Annotated in this window: 14 protein-coding genes; 12 read left to right on the plus strand and 2 right to left on the minus strand. The window is 61.2% G+C overall.

Features of this window, described 5'->3' with window-relative positions; translation table 11 throughout:
* Positions 1-42: 42 nt before the first annotated feature.
* From glyA to KGB25_RS01525, 8 genes are all read left to right on the plus strand, one after another.
* Positions 43-1,296 (plus strand): serine hydroxymethyltransferase, encoded by a 1,254-nt coding sequence (glyA, locus tag KGB25_RS01490; protein WP_008035038.1) that lies wholly within the window; start codon positions 43-45, stop codon positions 1,294-1,296.
* Between the two features lie 23 nt (positions 1,297-1,319).
* The gene (locus tag KGB25_RS01495) at positions 1,320-2,570 is read left to right on the plus strand and encodes a sarcosine oxidase subunit beta (protein WP_007947735.1); all 1,251 of its coding nucleotides are present in this window, start codon (positions 1,320-1,322) and stop codon (positions 2,568-2,570) included.
* A 14-nt stretch (positions 2,571-2,584) separates the two neighbouring features.
* On the plus strand, positions 2,585-2,914 hold the full coding sequence (locus KGB25_RS01500) for a sarcosine oxidase subunit delta (protein WP_008035036.1): 330 nt from the start codon (positions 2,585-2,587) through the stop codon (positions 2,912-2,914).
* Entirely contained in the window at positions 2,911-5,928 is a 3,018-nt protein-coding gene (locus tag KGB25_RS01505) for a sarcosine oxidase subunit alpha (RefSeq protein WP_192227597.1), read from the plus strand. Before KGB25_RS01500 ends, KGB25_RS01505 begins: the two co-directional genes overlap by 4 nt.
* 136 nt (positions 5,929-6,064) lie before the next feature.
* A complete protein-coding gene (locus KGB25_RS01510; protein WP_223434081.1) occupies positions 6,065-6,697 on the plus strand; it encodes a sarcosine oxidase subunit gamma in 633 nt (210 codons plus the stop codon).
* Positions 6,698-6,813: 116 nt separating this feature from the next.
* Positions 6,814-7,671: a formyltetrahydrofolate deformylase gene (gene purU, locus KGB25_RS01515; RefSeq protein WP_008035031.1), complete on the plus strand. Its 858-nt coding sequence runs from the start codon at positions 6,814-6,816 to the stop codon at positions 7,669-7,671.
* Positions 7,672-7,867: 196 nt separating this feature from the next.
* On the plus strand, positions 7,868-9,067 hold the full coding sequence (gene fdhA, locus KGB25_RS01520) for a formaldehyde dehydrogenase, glutathione-independent (RefSeq protein WP_008035029.1): 1,200 nt from the start codon (positions 7,868-7,870) through the stop codon (positions 9,065-9,067).
* 185 nt (positions 9,068-9,252) lie between these two features.
* Entirely contained in the window at positions 9,253-9,801 is a 549-nt protein-coding gene (locus KGB25_RS01525; RefSeq protein WP_207284836.1) for a DUF2780 domain-containing protein, read from the plus strand.
* A 1-nt stretch (position 9,802) separates the two neighbouring features.
* On the opposite strand, the gene KGB25_RS01530 is transcribed toward KGB25_RS01525, so the two are convergent.
* On the minus strand, positions 9,803-10,690 hold the full coding sequence (locus tag KGB25_RS01530) for an acyltransferase (RefSeq protein ID WP_223434082.1): 888 nt from the start codon (positions 10,688-10,690) through the stop codon (positions 9,803-9,805).
* A gap of 264 nt (positions 10,691-10,954) precedes the next feature.
* Here KGB25_RS01530 and KGB25_RS01535 point away from each other — a divergent pair, with 264 nt between their 5' ends.
* From KGB25_RS01535 to creD, 4 genes are all read left to right on the plus strand, one after another.
* Positions 10,955-11,458, plus strand: coding sequence for an ATP-dependent zinc protease (locus KGB25_RS01535; RefSeq protein ID WP_008045158.1), 504 nt, complete (start codon positions 10,955-10,957; stop codon positions 11,456-11,458).
* A 74-nt stretch (positions 11,459-11,532) separates the two neighbouring features.
* Positions 11,533-12,213 carry a two-component system response regulator CreB gene (gene creB, locus KGB25_RS01540; protein WP_032832901.1) on the plus strand — a complete coding sequence of 227 codons (681 nt, stop codon included), beginning with the start codon at positions 11,533-11,535 and terminating at the stop codon, positions 12,211-12,213.
* Positions 12,213-13,631 (plus strand): two-component system sensor histidine kinase CreC, encoded by a 1,419-nt coding sequence (creC, locus tag KGB25_RS01545; RefSeq protein ID WP_223434083.1) that lies wholly within the window; start codon positions 12,213-12,215, stop codon positions 13,629-13,631. The genes creB and creC overlap by 1 nt, the downstream gene beginning before the upstream one ends.
* Positions 13,632-13,742: 111 nt before the next feature.
* Positions 13,743-15,113: a cell envelope integrity protein CreD gene (gene creD / locus KGB25_RS01550; RefSeq protein WP_223434084.1), complete on the plus strand. Its 1,371-nt coding sequence runs from the start codon at positions 13,743-13,745 to the stop codon at positions 15,111-15,113.
* A gap of 211 nt (positions 15,114-15,324) precedes the next feature.
* On the opposite strand, the gene KGB25_RS01555 is transcribed toward creD, so the two are convergent.
* Complete coding sequence (locus tag KGB25_RS01555; RefSeq protein ID WP_008045154.1) at positions 15,325-15,954, minus strand: glutathione S-transferase; 630 nt, start codon at positions 15,952-15,954, stop codon at positions 15,325-15,327.
* Positions 15,955-15,989 lie beyond the last annotated feature (35 nt).

Consider the following 15,989-nt stretch of genomic DNA (forward strand, 5'->3'; position numbering starts at 1 on the left):
TACCGAGACGAATGGCGCACAGATGCCGCTGGGAGAGACGCGATGTTCAGCAAGCAAGACCAGATCAAGGGTTACGACGATGCACTGCTGGCGGCGATGAATGCCGAGGAGCAACGCCAGGAAGATCACATCGAGCTGATCGCGTCCGAAAACTACACCAGCAAACGCGTCATGGAAGCGCAGGGCAGCGGCCTGACCAACAAATACGCCGAAGGCTATCCGGGCAAGCGCTACTACGGTGGCTGCGAGCACGTCGACAAGGTTGAAGCACTGGCCATCGAACGCGCCAAGCAACTGTTCGGCGCCGATTACGCCAACGTGCAGCCGCACTCCGGTTCTTCGGCCAACAGCGCCGTTTACCTGGCCCTGCTGCAAGCCGGCGACACCATTCTGGGCATGAGCCTGGCCCACGGCGGTCACCTGACCCACGGCGCCAAGGTTTCGTCTTCGGGCAAGCTGTACAACGCCGTGCAGTACGGCATCGACACCAAGACCGGTCTGATCGACTACGACGAAGTCGAGCGCCTGGCCGTCGAGTGCAAGCCGAAAATGATCGTTGCCGGCTTCTCGGCTTACTCCAAGACCCTCGACTTCCCACGCTTCCGTCAGATCGCGGACAAGGTCGGTGCGCTGCTGTTCGTCGACATGGCCCACGTTGCCGGTCTGGTCGCTGCCGGTCTGTACCCGAACCCGCTGCCGTACGCCGACGTGGTGACCACCACCACCCACAAGACCCTGCGCGGTCCGCGTGGCGGCCTGATCCTGGCCAAGGCCAACGAAGAAATCGAGAAGAAGCTCAACGCAGCCGTGTTCCCGGGTGCCCAGGGCGGCCCGCTGATGCACGTCATCGCCGGTAAAGCGGTGTGCTTCAAGGAAGCGCTGGAGCCAGGTTTCAAGGCTTACCAGCAACAAGTGATCGATAACGCCCAGGCCATGGCCGGCGTATTTATCAAACGCGGCTACGATGTAGTGTCCGGCGGCACCGATAACCACCTGTTCCTGGTCAGCCTGATTCGTCAGGGTCTCACCGGCAAAGAGGCGGATGCAGCACTCGGTCGCGCCCACATCACTGTGAACAAGAACGCTGTCCCGAACGATCCACAGTCGCCGTTCGTCACTTCCGGCCTGCGCATCGGCACCCCTGCGGTGACCACGCGCGGCTTCAAGGTGACCCAGTGCGTCACGCTGGCCGGCTGGATCTGCGACATCCTCGACAACCTCGGCGACGCCGATGTCGAAGCGAACGTCGCGCAGCAAGTGTCGGCCCTGTGCGCGGACTTCCCGGTTTATCGCTGAGCGCGGTTTTGGAGTAAATGACTATGCAACGCTACTCGGGCTTCGGCCTCTTCAAACACTCCCTCAGCCATCATGAAAACTGGCAGAAAATGTGGCGCACGCCGACCCCTAAAAAGGTCTATGACGTGGTCATCGTCGGCGGTGGCGGGCATGGTCTCGCCACGGCTTACTACCTGGCCAAGGAACACGGCATCACCAACGTGGCCGTGGTCGAAAAAGGCTGGCTGGGCGGCGGTAACACCGCGCGCAACACCACCATCGTTCGCTCCAACTACCTGTGGGACGAGTCGGCGCACCTGTACGAACACGCGATGAAACTGTGGGAAGGCCTGTCCCAGGACCTGAACTACAACGTGATGTTCTCCCAGCGCGGCGTCTACAACCTGTGCCACACCCTGCAGGACATTCGTGATTCCGAGCGTCGGGTCAGCGCCAACCGCCTCAACGGCGTGGACGGCGAACTGCTCGATGCCAAGCAAGTAGCGGACGAGATTCCGTACCTCGACTGCTCCAAGAACACTCGCTACCCGGTGATGGGCGCTACCGTCCAGCGTCGCGGCGGCGTCGCCCGTCACGATGCCGTGGCATGGGGCTTTGCCCGTGCCGCTGACGCACTCGGCGTGGACCTGATCCAGCAGACCGAAGTGATCGGTTTCCGCAAGGAAAACGGCGTGTGCATCGGCGTTGAAACCAACAAGGGCTTCATCGGCGCCAAGCGCGTCGGCGTGGTCACGGCCGGTAACTCCGGGCACATGGCCAAACTCGCCGGTTTCCGTCTGCCGATCGAATCCCACCCGCTGCAAGCGTTGGTGTCCGAGCCGATCAAGCCGATTATCGACAGCGTGATCATGTCCAACGCCGTACACGGTTACATCAGCCAGTCCGACAAGGGCGACCTGGTGATCGGCGCCGGTATCGACGGCTACAACGGCTACGGCCAGCGTGGTTCGTACCCGGTGATCGAGCACACCATCCAGGCCATCGTCGAGATGTTCCCGGTCTTGTCCCGCGTACGCATGAACCGCCAGTGGGGCGGCATCGTCGACACCACGCCGGATGCCTGCCCGATCATCTCGAAAACCCCGGTCCCGAACATGTTCTTCAACTGCGGTTGGGGCACCGGTGGCTTCAAGGCAACACCTGGTTCGGGCAACGTATTTGCCGCGAGCCTGGCCAAGGGTGAAATGCACCCATTGGCCGCACCTTTCTCCATCGACCGTTTCCACAACGGTGCGTTGATCGATGAACACGGCGCTGCTGCGGTTGCCCACTAACAGGAGAAATCCCCATGTTGCATATCTTCTGTCCTCACTGCGGCGAGCTGCGCTCTGAAGAGGAATTCCACGCATCCGGCCAGGCGCACATCCCGCGTCCACTGGATCCGAACACCTGCACCGACGAGGAGTGGGGCGACTACATGTTCTTCCGCGATAACCCTCGCGGCCTGCACCACGAGCTGTGGGATCACGTTGCCGGTTGCCGTCAGTACTTCAACGTCACCCGCGACACCGTGACCTACGAGATTCTCGAGACTTACAAGATCGGCACCAAGCCACAATTCACCGACAAGACCGATAGCTCGAAAGCGGCTACGACGGCTCTGGGAGAGAAGGTATGAGCCAGATCAATCGCCTGTCCAACGGCGGACGGATCGACCGCAACAAAGTGCTGAGCTTCACCTTCAACGGCCAGACCTACAAAGGCTTTGAAGGCGATTCCCTGGCCGCTGCACTGCTGGCCAACGGCGTTGACATCATCGGTCGCAGCTTCAAGTATTCCCGTCCGCGCGGCATCTTCGCCGCCGGTGCCGAAGAGCCGAACGCCGTGCTGCAGATCGGCGCGACCGAAGCCACGCAAATCCCGAACGTACGCGCCACGCAACAAGCGCTGTACCAGGGCCTGGTCGCCACCAGCACCAACGGCTGGCCGAGCGTGAACAACGACATGATGGGGATTCTCGGCAAGGTCGGCGGCAAGCTGATGCCACCGGGCTTCTACTACAAAACCTTCATGTACCCGCAATCGTTCTGGATGACTTACGAGAAGTACATTCGTAAGGCTGCCGGTCTTGGCCGCTCGCCGACCGAGAACGATCCGGACACCTACGACTACATGAACCAGCACTGCGACGTGCTGATCGTCGGCGGTGGCCCGGCTGGCCTGGCCGCTGCTTTGGCAGCCGCTCGCAGCGGTGCTCGCGTCATTCTGGCCGATGAGCAGGAAGAGTTCGGCGGCAGCCTGCTCGACTCCCGCGAAAGCCTCGACGGCAAGCCTGCCGTGGAATGGGTCGCCAGCGTCCTCGACGAACTGAAGAACACCCCGGACGTGCTGCTGTTGCCGCGCGCCACGGTCAACGGCTACCACGACCATAACTTCCTGACCATCCACGAGCGCCTGACCGATCACCTCGGTGACCGCGCCCCGATTGGCCAGGTGCGTCAACGCATCCACCGGGTTCGCGCCAAGCGTGTGGTGCTGGCGACCGGCGCTCACGAGCGTCCACTGGTCTACGGCAACAACGACGTGCCGGGCAACATGCTCGCCGGCGCTGTGTCGACTTACGTCCGTCGCTACGGCGTAGCACCAGGTAAAAAACTGGTGCTGTCGACCAACAACGATCACGCCTACCGCGTTGCACTGGATTGGCTCGACGCCAGCCTGCAAGTGGTGGCCATCGCCGACGCCCGCAGCAATCCGCGTGGTGCACTGGTTGAAGAAGCCCGTGCCAAAGGCATTCGCATCCTGACCGGCAGCGCCGTGATCGAGGCCCGTGGCAGCAAGCACGTGACCGCCGCTCGCGTTGCCGCGATCGACGTCAAAGCCCACGCCGTGACCAGTCCTGGCGAGTGGCTCGAATGCGACCTGGTTGCCAGTTCCGGCGGTTACAGCCCGGTGGTTCACCTGGCTTCGCACTTGGGTGGCAAGCCAATCTGGCGTGAAGACATCCTCGGTTTCGTACCGGGCGAAGCACCGCAGAAACGCGTGTGCGTCGGTGGCATCAACGGCGTCTACGGTCTTGGCGATTCGCTGGCCGACGGTTTTGAAGGCGGCGCTCGCGCAGCCAGCGAAGCCGGTTTCAGCGTGGTCGAAGGCACCTTGCCGAAAGCCCTGAGCCGTCTGGAAGAGCCTACGTTGGCGCTGTTCCAGGTGCCGCATGAAAAGAACACCGCACGTGCGCCGAAGCAATTCGTCGACCTGCAAAACGACGTCACCGCCGCCGCCATCGAACTGGCGACCCGCGAAGGCTTCGAGTCGGTCGAGCACGTCAAACGCTACACCGCACTGGGCTTCGGCACCGACCAGGGCAAGCTCGGCAACGTCAACGGCCTGGCCATCGCGGCCCGTTCGCTGAACGTGACCATCCCGCAGATGGGCACCACCATGTTCCGTCCGAACTACACGCCGGTGACTTTCGGCGCCGTGGCCGGCCGTCACTGTGGGCACATCTTCGAACCTGTACGCTTCACTGCGCTGCATCACTGGCACGTGAAGAACGGCGCCGAATTCGAAGACGTCGGTCAGTGGAAACGTCCTTGGTACTTCCCGAAAAACGGTGAAGACATTCACGCCGCTGTGAAACGCGAATGCAAAGCCGTGCGCGACAGCGTCGGCCTGCTGGATGCGTCGACCCTCGGCAAGATCGACATTCAAGGCCCGGATGCGCGTGAGTTCCTCAACCGCGTCTACACCAACGCCTGGACCAAGCTCGACGTGGGCAAGGCGCGTTATGGCCTGATGTGCAAAGAAGACGGCATGGTCTTCGACGACGGCGTCACCGCTTGCCTCGCCGACAACCATTTCGTGATGACCACCACCACCGGCGGCGCTGCGCGCGTGCTGCAATGGCTGGAAATCTACTCCCAGACCGAATGGCCAGAGCTGAAGGTGTACTTCACTTCCGTGACGGATCACTGGGCAACCATGACCCTGTCCGGGCCGAACAGCCGCAAGCTGCTCAGCGAAGTCACCGACATTGACCTGAGCAACGAAGCCTTCCCGTTCATGACCTGGAAAGAAGGTCTGGTCGGCGGTGTACCGGCGCGGGTGTTCCGGATCTCGTTTACCGGTGAGCTGTCGTACGAAGTCAACGTGCAAGCCGACTACGCCATGGGCGTGCTCGAAAAAATCGCCGAGGCCGGCAAGCAGTACAACCTGACGCCGTACGGCACCGAAACCATGCACATCCTGCGTGCGGAGAAGGGCTTCATCATCGTCGGTCAGGACACTGACAGCTCGATGACCCCGGACGACCTGAACATGGGCTGGTGTGTCGGTCGCACCAAACCGTTCTCGTGGATCGGCTGGCGTGGCATGAATCGCGAAGACTGCGTGCGTGATCAACGTAAACAACTGGTGGGCCTGAAGCCGATCGATCCGACCAAATGGCTGCCGGAAGGTGCGCAACTGGTGTTCAACACCAAGCAGACGATCCCGATGACGATGGTCGGTCACGTCACCTCCAGCTACCTGCACAACTCCCTCGGCTATTCGTTTGCCATGGGCGTGGTCAAGGGCGGCTTGAAGCGGATCGGCGAGCGCGTATTCGCACCGCTGGCCGATGGCAGCGTGATCGAGGCGGAAATCGTTTCTTCGGTGTTCTTCGATCCGAAAGGCGATCGCCAGAACATCTGACACCACAGCCCCTGTAGGAGCGAGGCTTGCCCGCGAAGAACGATGACGCGGTGCCTCAGTAAAACCGAGTCGATGCCTTCGCGGGCAAGCCTCGCTCCCACAGGTGAGATGCAAGAACTTCAGGAACAGGTGCTTTATGACCGCAGCCAATGTTTACCAACAACGCCCAACCACCGGGGCCAAGGCCGAGTCGTCGCTGCATCATGCCGACCTCGCCAGCCTGGTCGGCAAGGGTCGCAAAAACGCCGGCGTGATCGTGCGTGAGAAAAAACTCCTCGGCCACCTGACCATCCGTGGCGATGGCCACGATGCCGCGTTCGCCGCTGGCGTGCACAAGGCCCTGGGCATCGAATTGCCAAGTGCGCTGACCGTGATCGTCAAGGGCGAAACCAGCCTGCAATGGATGGGGCCGGATGAGTATTTGCTGATCGTGCCGACCGGCGAAGAATTTGCCGCCGAGAAAAAGCTCCGTGAAGCGCTGGGCGACCTGCACATCCAGATCGTCAACGTCAGCGGTGGCCAGCAGATCCTCGAACTGAGCGGTCCGAACGTGCGCCAGGTGCTGATGAAGTCCACCAGCTACGACGTACACCCCAACAGCTTCCCGGTCGGCAAGGCTGTCGGCACCGTGTTTGCCAAGTCGCAACTGGTGATCCGCCACACGGCCGAAGACACCTGGGAACTGCTGATCCGTCGCAGCTTCTCGGATTACTGGTGGTTGTGGTTGCAGGATGCGTCGGCCGAGTACGGGCTTAGCGTTCAGGCCTGAGATTGCCTTCGCGGGCAAGCCTCGCTCCTACAGGGAGATGCATTCCAAATGTAGGAGCCGGCTTGCTGGCGATCAACCGCGCAGCGGTTGCCCATAACAACAGGAGTCACCGCACTATGAGCCGCGCCCCAGACACATGGATTCTGACCGCCGACTGCCCAAGCGTCCTCGGCACCGTGGACGCGGTGACCCGCTTTCTGTTCGAGCAGGGCTGCTACGTCACCGAGCACCATTCGTTCGATGACCGGCTCTCGGGTCGTTTCTTCATTCGCGTGGAATTCCGGCAGCCTGACGGCTTCGACGAACAAGCCTTCCGCGCCGGCCTGGAAGAGCGGGGCCAGGCGTTCGGCATGATCTTCGAGCTGACCCCGCCGCATCACCGCCCGAAAGTGGTGATCATGGTCTCCAAGGCCGATCACTGCCTCAACGATTTGCTCTACCGCCAACGCATCGGCCAGTTGTCGATGGACGTCGCCGCCGTGGTTTCCAACCACCCGGACCTCAAGCCGTTGGCCGACTGGCACCAGATTCCGTATTACCACTTCCCGCTCGACCCGAACGACAAGCCGTCGCAAGAGCGCCAGGTGTTGCAGGTGATCGAAGAATCCGGTGCCGAGCTGGTGATCCTTGCGCGCTACATGCAGGTGTTGTCGCCGGAGCTGTGCCGCAAGCTCGATGGCAAGGCGATCAATATCCATCACTCCCTGCTGCCCGGTTTCAAAGGCGCCAAGCCGTATCACCAGGCCTACAACAAGGGCGTGAAACTGGTCGGCGCCACAGCGCATTACATCAACAACGACCTGGACGAAGGCCCGATCATCGCCCAGGGCGTGGAGGTGGTGGACCACAGTCATTACCCGGAAGATTTGATCGCCAAGGGGCGGGATATCGAGGGGCTGACGTTGGCCAGAGCGGTTGGGTATCACATTGAGCGACGGGTGTTCCTCAACGCCAATCGCACGGTTGTTCTTTAGATTTTGAGGCTGCTTCGCAGCCTATCGCCGGCAAGCCGGCTCCTACAGTTGATCGCGGTTCCCTGTAGGAGCCGGCTTGCCGGCGATGAGGCCATAACAAACAACACAAGACACACAGGCAATAACCCGAGCAATCAACGCGCCGCCGATCCTGGGCGACGCGGCTATTACATAAAAACAACAGCGAGGTGAAAGCATGTCTGGCAATCGTGGTGTGGTGTATCTCGGCGCTGGCAAGGTCGAAGTACAGAAAATCGACTATCCGAAAATGCAGGACCCGCGTGGCAGGAAGATCAACCACGCCGTGATCCTGCGCGTGGTTTCCACCAACATCTGTGGTTCCGACCAGCACATGGTGCGCGGTCGTACCACCGCTCAAACCGGTCTGGTACTGGGTCACGAAATCACCGGTGAAGTGATCGAGAAGGGCAGCGACGTCGAGAACCTGCAAATCGGCGACCTGGTGTCCGTTCCGTTCAACGTGGCTTGCGGGCGCTGCCGTTCCTGCAAGGAAATGCACACCGGCGTCTGCCTCAGCGTTAACCCGGCACGTCCGGGCGGTGCTTACGGTTACGTCGACATGGGCGACTGGACCGGCGGCCAGGCTGAGTACGCGATGGTGCCGTACGCTGACTTCAACCTGCTGAAACTGCCTGATCGCGATCGCGCGATGGAAAAAATCCGCGACCTGACCTGCCTCTCCGACATCCTGCCGACCGGTTACCACGGCGCAGTGACTGCCGGCGTTGGCCCAGGCAGCACGGTGTACATCGCCGGTGCCGGTCCGGTTGGTCTGGCCGCTGCCGCTTCCGCCCGCCTGCTGGGTGCGGCAGTGGTCATCGTCGGCGACGTCAACACCGTCCGCCTGGCGCACGCCAAGGCGCAGGGCTTTGAAATCGCCGACCTGTCCCTGGACACGCCACTGCACGAACAAATCGCCGCATTGCTGGGCGAGCCAGAAGTGGATTGCGCCATCGACGCCGTGGGCTTCGAAGCGCGTGGTCACGGCCATGACGGCGTGAAGCACGAGGCTCCGGCCACCGTACTCAACTCGTTGATGGGCGTGGTTCGGGTAGCCGGCAAAATCGGTATCCCAGGCCTGTACGTGACCGAAGACCCGGGTGCCGTGGACGCGGCCGCGAAAATGGGCAGCCTGAGCATTCGCTTCGGTCTGGGCTGGGCCAAATCCCACAGCTTCCACACCGGCCAGACTCCGGTGATGAAGTACAACCGCCAGCTGATGCAGGCGATCATGTGGGACCGCATCAACATCGCCGAAGTGGTGGGCGTTCAGGTGATCAGCCTGGATCAAGCACCTCAGGGCTACGGTGAGTTCGATGCAGGCGTGCCGAAGAAGTTTGTGATCGATCCACACAAACTGTTCAGCGCGGCATAAGGCTTCACGCAATGCAAAACGGCGACCCTCGGGTCGCCGTTTTTGTTTGAGCCATCCATCTGTCCAGTGACGAACGGGCTCAAAATGGGCGTAGCGCTGAGGAACATGCCGGCAGAAGCCGAGTCAAATCGGCAGGTTTTTCCGCCCATTGCCGGGCGGTTTTCATGGCGCAAGAGGATGTCTGGATGAAGTTTTCACGTGGTTTTGTACTGGCATCGCTCATGACTCTGGTGGCCAGTCCGGTCTTCGCGCAGTTCAGCTTGAGCGATGCCGCCAGTGCCATTTCCGGCATGAAGGACGATAACGCCACCACAGCGGCAGCGCCGACTGCTGAAACAGCCGATCTGCTGGGTGCGCTCAGCGAGTTGAACCTGACGCCACAACAATTGCTTGGCGGTACCGGAGCGATGCTCGGCCTGGCGAAGAATCAATTGAGTTCAACCGACTATTCGGAGCTGGCCCAAAGCGTACCGGGCATCGACATGCTGTCCGGCGGCGGTGAACTGGGGGCCATCGCCGGTTTGCTCGGTTCGTCCGGCAAGGTGGCCGGGCTGGACAATGTCTTGGGCAACGTCAAGGACACCAATGACCTGAACAATGCGTTCAGCGCATTGGGCATGGAAAGCGGCATGATCGGTCAGTTTGCCCCGCTGATTCTGCAATACCTCGGTCAGCAGGGCGTCGCCGGCTCGCTGCTGCAGAACCTGGGCGGGATCTGGGGCGCCGGCACCTGATTCAGCGACGCCCGGCGCGCAAGGCGTCGATGCGCCGGTCCTTCTCGATCCAGAGCTGGTTGACCCAGTTCTGGACCGTTTCGCGAAACACCGGATCGTTCTCGTAATCGCCCTGCCACAACGCGGGGTCGAGTTCGCGGGTCTTGATGTCAATGATGACCCTCGGCACGTTGCCGCTGATCAAATCCCAAAAACCCGGAATCTTCTGCTGCGGATACACCACCGTCACATCGAGAATGGCGTCCAGCTGTTCACCCATTGCCGCCAGCACAAACGCCACGCCGCCAGCCTTGGGCTTGAGCAAATGGGTGAACGGTGACTGCTGCTGAGTGCTTTTCGCCGCCGTGAACCGGGTGCCTTCCAGGTAATTGACCACCGTTACGGGCTGGCGCTTGTACAGTTCGCACGCCGCTTTGGTGATCTCCAGGTCCTTGCCGGCAAGCGTCGGGTTCTTCTCCAGAAACGCCTTGGTGTAACGCTTCATGAACGGGTAATCCAGCGCCCACCACGCCAGGCCCAGGAGGGGCACCCAGATCAGTTCTTTCTTGAGGAAGAACTTGAAGAACGGCGTGCGCCGGTTGAGCGTCTGGATCAGTGCCGGAATGTCCACCCAGGATTGGTGGTTGCTGATCACTAGGTACGACGTATCGACCCGCAGGTCATCGCCGCCTCGCACGTCCCATTGCGTGGGGATGCACAGACGGAAGATCAGCTTGTCGATCTCGGCCCAGGTCTCGGCGATCCACATCACTGCCGCTGATGCGTAATCACGCAAGCGGCCGGGCAGGACCAGTTTGAGCAGGGCAAACACCATCAGCGGTCCGAACAGGACCAGGGTGTTGAGCAACAGCAGCAGGGTAACGAAACAGCCGGTGAGCAGGCGGCGCATAAGTAACTCTTGAAAGCGTTTGGGCGCGCCATGATAAGCAGCTTCGGGCGACAGGCCAAATCGGGGGGAACGAATGTTTCACGGTTGCTTGAGTATGCTGGGGCTGTGGTGATCATTCCGGCCTCTTCGCGGGCAAGCCTCGCTCCTACGGTTATCGCGTGACCTGTAGGAGCGAGGCTTGCCCGCGAAGCGATCCCAAGAACGAACGAATTGCTCACCGACGGTCTAAAATTCCGCTGCCCACTTTCCCAGGATGCCCCTTACGTGAAATCCCTCCTCGCATTGCTTTCCCTCGTGGCCCTGCCGGTCCTGGCCGCCGAGCCGACCCTGTACGGGCGCTACGAATACATTGCGCTGCCGGAAATCGGCGGTGAAGTGCTCAAGGCCAAAATGGACACCGGCGCCCTGACCGCCTCGCTGTCGGCCAAGGACATCGAAACCTTCACCCGCGACGGCGAAGAATGGGTGCGTTTCCGTCTCGCCACCAAAGACGCGAGCAACAAGGTCTACGAACACAAGGTCGCGCGGATCAGCAAGATCAAGACCCGCTCCGAAGAGGACGAGGATGAAGATGTCGCGGCGCCCACCAAGCGCCCGGTGGTCGATCTGGAACTGTGCCTGGGCAACGTCAAGCGCACGGTCGAGGTCAACCTCACCGACCGCAGCAGCTTCAACTATCCGCTGCTGATCGGCGCCAAAGCCCTGCGTGAATTCGGCGCGGCCGTGAACCCGGCGCGGCGTTTTACGGCGGACAAGCCCGACTGCTGATTTCAAGTGGTCTCATTGACGTGACGTGAGGCATGGGGCACCGTTCGCCCACTCAACTGCCGGGCTCGGACGCCATGCCTCATATCCTGATTGTCGAAGACGAAGCGGCGATTGCCGACACCCTGATTTTCGCCTTGCAGGGCGAAGGGTTCACCACGACGTGGCTGAGCCTTGGCGCCGCCGCGCTGGACCATCAGCGGCAGACGCCGGCCGATCTGATCATTCTCGACATCGGCCTGCCGGATATCAGCGGCTTCGAAACCTGCAAGCAACTGCGCCGTTTCAGTGAAGTGCCGGTGATTTTCCTCAGCGCGCGTGATGCGGAAATCGACCGTGTCGTGGGCCTGGAAATCGGTGCCGACGATTATGTGGTCAAGCCGTTCAGCCCACGGGAAGTGGCCGCACGCGTGCGGGCCATCCTCAAGCGCATGGCGCCGCGTGCAGTGGCCGACGCTGGCTCTGCGCTGTTTCGCATCGACAGCGAGCGGGTACAGATCTGCTATCGCGGCCAGTTGCTGAGCCTCACCCGCCACGAATTCCGTCTGCTGCAATGCCTGTTGGAACAACCCGAACGCGTGTTCAGCCGCGAGCAGTTGCTCGATGCGCTGGGCGTCGCCGCCGACGCCGGGTATGAGCGCAGCATCGACAGCCACATCAAGAGCGTGCGCGCCAAATTGCGTCTGGTGAAGGCTGATGCCGAACCGATCCAGACCCATCGCGGCCTCGGTTACAGCTACAGTCCGGGGCACAGCTGATGCCCTTGGGGATCCGGATATTCCTGGTCTATGTGCTGTTCATCGGCCTGACCGGTTACTTCGTGCTCAGCACCGTGATGGAGGAAATCCGCCCCGGTGTGCGTCAGTCCACCGAAGAAACCCTGGTCGATACCGCCAACCTGATGGCCGAAATCCTGCGCGATGATTTCAAGGCCGGCACGCTCAATCAGAACCGCTGGCCCGAATTGCTCAAGGCCTATGGCGAGCGGCAACCGAAGGCGAGCATCTGGGGGTTGCCGAAAAATCAGGTCAACCACCGCATCTACGTCACCGACGCCAAGGGCATCGTGGTGCTGGATTCCAGCGGTGTGGCGGTGGGGCAGGATTACTCGCGCTGGAACGATGTTCTGCTGACTTTGCGCGGTGAATACGGCGCCCGCTCCAGTCGCAGCGATCCGAATGATGCCAGCTCTTCGGTGATGCACGTTGGCGCACCGATCCGCGACAACGGTCGGATCATCGGCGTGGTCACCGTGGCCAAACCTAATAGCTCGCTGCAGCCTTACGTCGATCGCACCGAGCGCAGATTGCTCGCGTATGGCGCCGGGCTGATCGGCCTCGGTTTGCTGTTTGGTGCGTTGCTGTCGTGGTGGCTGAGCGCAGCGCTGCGGCGCTTGACCGCTTATGCGAAAGCCGTGAGTGAAGGCCGGCGAGTCGAGGTCCCACACTATCGCGGCGGCGAGCTGGAGCAACTGGCGACTGCTGTGGAACAGATGCGCACGCAGCTCGAAGGCAAGGCCTACGTCGAGCGTTACGTGCACACGTTGACCCATGAATTGAAAAGCCCGCTGGCGGCGATTCGTGGTGCGTCGGAGTTGCTGCAAGGGGAGATGCCGTTGGCGCAACGGCAGCGTTTCGTCAGCAACATCGACAGCGAAAGCGTGCGGATGCAGCAGTTGATCGAACGGTTGCTGAACCTGGCGCAGGTTGAACAGCGCCAAGGCTTGGAAGAGCGGGTGGCCGTGCCGTTGGCGGGTTTGGTCGATGAGCTGCTGAGTGCTCAGGCCGGGCGCATCGAAGGCAAGCGGTTACGCGTGGAGCAGGCGATTCCAGGGGATCTGGCGTTGACCGGTGAACCCTTTCTGTTGCGTCAGGCGCTGGGTAATCTGCTGGAAAATGCGCTGGATTTCACGCCGGTGAATGGCGTGCTGCGATTCAGCGCCGAGCGGATTGGCGAACAGATTGAGTTCAAACTGTTCAATCAGGCCGAAGCGATTCCCGAATACGCGTTGCCGCGATTGAGTGAGCGCTTCTATTCGTTGCCGCGTCCGGACAGTGGGCGCAAGAGCACAGGGCTTGGGCTCAATTTTGTAGAGGAAGTGGTGAAGCTGCATGGCGGGACATTGAGCATTGGCAATGTCGAGGGCGGGGTTGAAGTGACTTTGCGCCTGGCTTAGAACCGAGTCGCGGCCAATCGCCGGCCCAGTCTCCACATAATCTCCATACTTCCCCCACAAAACCCCCACACACCCATCCCAGACTCTCCCCATCCAAACAGGGAGAGTCCCATGAACCGAAATCTGACCATAAAACTCGGGGCCATTGCCCTGCTGATTCTGTTGTTGCTGATCCCGTTGCTGATGATCAACGGCGTGATTCAGGAGCGTCAGGAACTGCGCGACGGTGTGCTCGAAGACATCGCGCGCAGTTCCAGCTACAGCCAGCGCCTGAGCGGACCGCTGATGGTGGTGCCTTATCGCAAAGTGGTGCGCACCTGGAAGCTCAACGAAAAAACCAACGAGCGTTACCAGGACATCGGCGAAGAGCGCGGCCGTTTGTACTTCCTGCCGGAGCGTTTCGAACTCGACGGGCAGGTCCAGACCGAGCTGCGTTCCCGGGGCATCTACGAGGCGCGGTTGTTCCACGCCGACAACCGCATCAGCGGGCACTTCTCGGTGCCGGCGCAGTTGGGCATCAAGGAAGACTTCGCCGACTACCAGTTCGATCAGCCATTTCTCGCCGTCGGGATCAGCGACATTCGCGGCATCGAGAATGCATTGAAACTGGAGCTCAATGACCAGCGCCTGGACTTCATCCCCGGCAGTCAGGTGGGCTGGTTGGGCGAAGGTGTGCACGTGACGCTGCCAGCGCTTGACCCACGTCAGGCCACAGAACTGGCCTTCGGTTTCGACCTGCGTTTGCAAGGCACCGGCCAGTTGCAGGTTCTCCCGGTGGGCAAGACCAGCAAAGTCTCGCTGGCCGCCAACTGGCCGCATCCGAGCTTCATCGGCAATTACCTGCCGACCCAGCGCGAAGTCTCCGATCAGGGCTTTACCGCGAATTGGCAGACCTCGTTTTTCTCCACCAACCTGCAAGAAGCGCTGAGCAGTTGCGTGTCCGGCGGCGACTGTGACGCGTTCAGCGGCCGCAGCTTCGGCGTGAGCTTCATCGACCCGGTGGATCAGTACCTGAAAAGCGACCGGGCAATCAAATACGCACTGCTGTTCATCGTCCTGACCTTCGCCGGTTTCTTCCTCTTCGAAGTCCTGAAGAGCCTGGCGGTGCACCCGGTGCAATACGCGTTGGTGGGCGTGGCGCTGGCGTTCTTTTATCTGCTGTTGCTGTCGTTGTCCGAGCACATCGGTTTTGCCCTGGCGTATCTGTTGTCGGCCAGCGGCTGCGTGCTGTTGATCGGTTTCTATGTCTGCCACGTGCTGCGCAGCGTGCGCCACGGCTTGAGTTTTTCGGCAGGATTGGCGGCGTTGTATGGCTTGCTCTACGGCTTGTTGAGCGCCGAGGATTACGCGCTGTTGATGGGGGCGTTGTTGCTGTTCGGGTTACTGGGCGTGTTCATGGTGCTGACCCGCAAACTGGACTGGTACGGGATCGGACAGAAGGCGGCCAAGCCGCTGGAGTTCGATATCGGGGTGGTGGAATGAGCCGGTCGTTGGGGTTGCGTGAGGATCAGCGGGAGGGGGAGGTGTTGGCGACGCTGATTTTTGGGTTGTTTCCGGTAGATCCGGTGTGGTGCCATCGCGAGCAGGCTCGCTCCCACAGTGGATCTCCAGTGAACACAAAATATATGCACACCACAGATCAAAATGTAGGAGCGGGCTTGCTCGCGAAGAGGCCGGAACAGTCAGCGAAAATCTAGCCCTTCGGCATCGTCGCCACCATCGAAGGCCGCTGGCTCACCTCAAAATACCAGTCCGCCAGCTTCGGATTCACCTCGCGCCATCCCAGGTCCGGATGGCGCAAATCCACGTAACCCAACGCACACGCCACACTGATCGCCGCCACATCGAAATGGCTGGTCAGCTCGGCAATCGCGTCTTTTTCCAGCAGCGCCAAGGCGCGGCGGATCTTGTCGCGTTGGCCATCGAGCCATTCGTCCCAGTGTTTTTCCGGGGCGCGCAGGGCGACTTCGTAACGCACCAGCACCGCAGCGTCCATGATCCCGTCGGCCAGGGACGCCAGGGTCAGGCGACGCCAGCGTGCCGAGCCTTCGCGAGGAATCAGCGGGTTGCCGACGTGTTGGTGGTCGAGGTAATCGAGAATCACCCGGCTGTCATGGATGACGTTGCCGTCGGCCAGGCGCAGGGCCGGGATTTTGCTCAGCGGGTTGTCATCGATCAGGGGCAGGTCCGGGGCGACCGGGGTCAGCACACAGTTTTGCAGGGCGACGCGGTCTTGCTGACCGGTCTCGTGCAGCAGCACCATGACTTTGCGAACGAAGGGTGACAACGGGTTGTGGTAGAGGGTCATGCTCGGGGCGGACATGGCAGCATCTCGGTCGGTTTGCAGTGTCGGGAGCA

Source organism: Pseudomonas sp. BF-RE-21 (assembly GCF_019947305.1).
GTDB classification, from domain to species: Bacteria; Pseudomonadota; Gammaproteobacteria; order Pseudomonadales; family Pseudomonadaceae; genus Aquipseudomonas; species Aquipseudomonas migulae.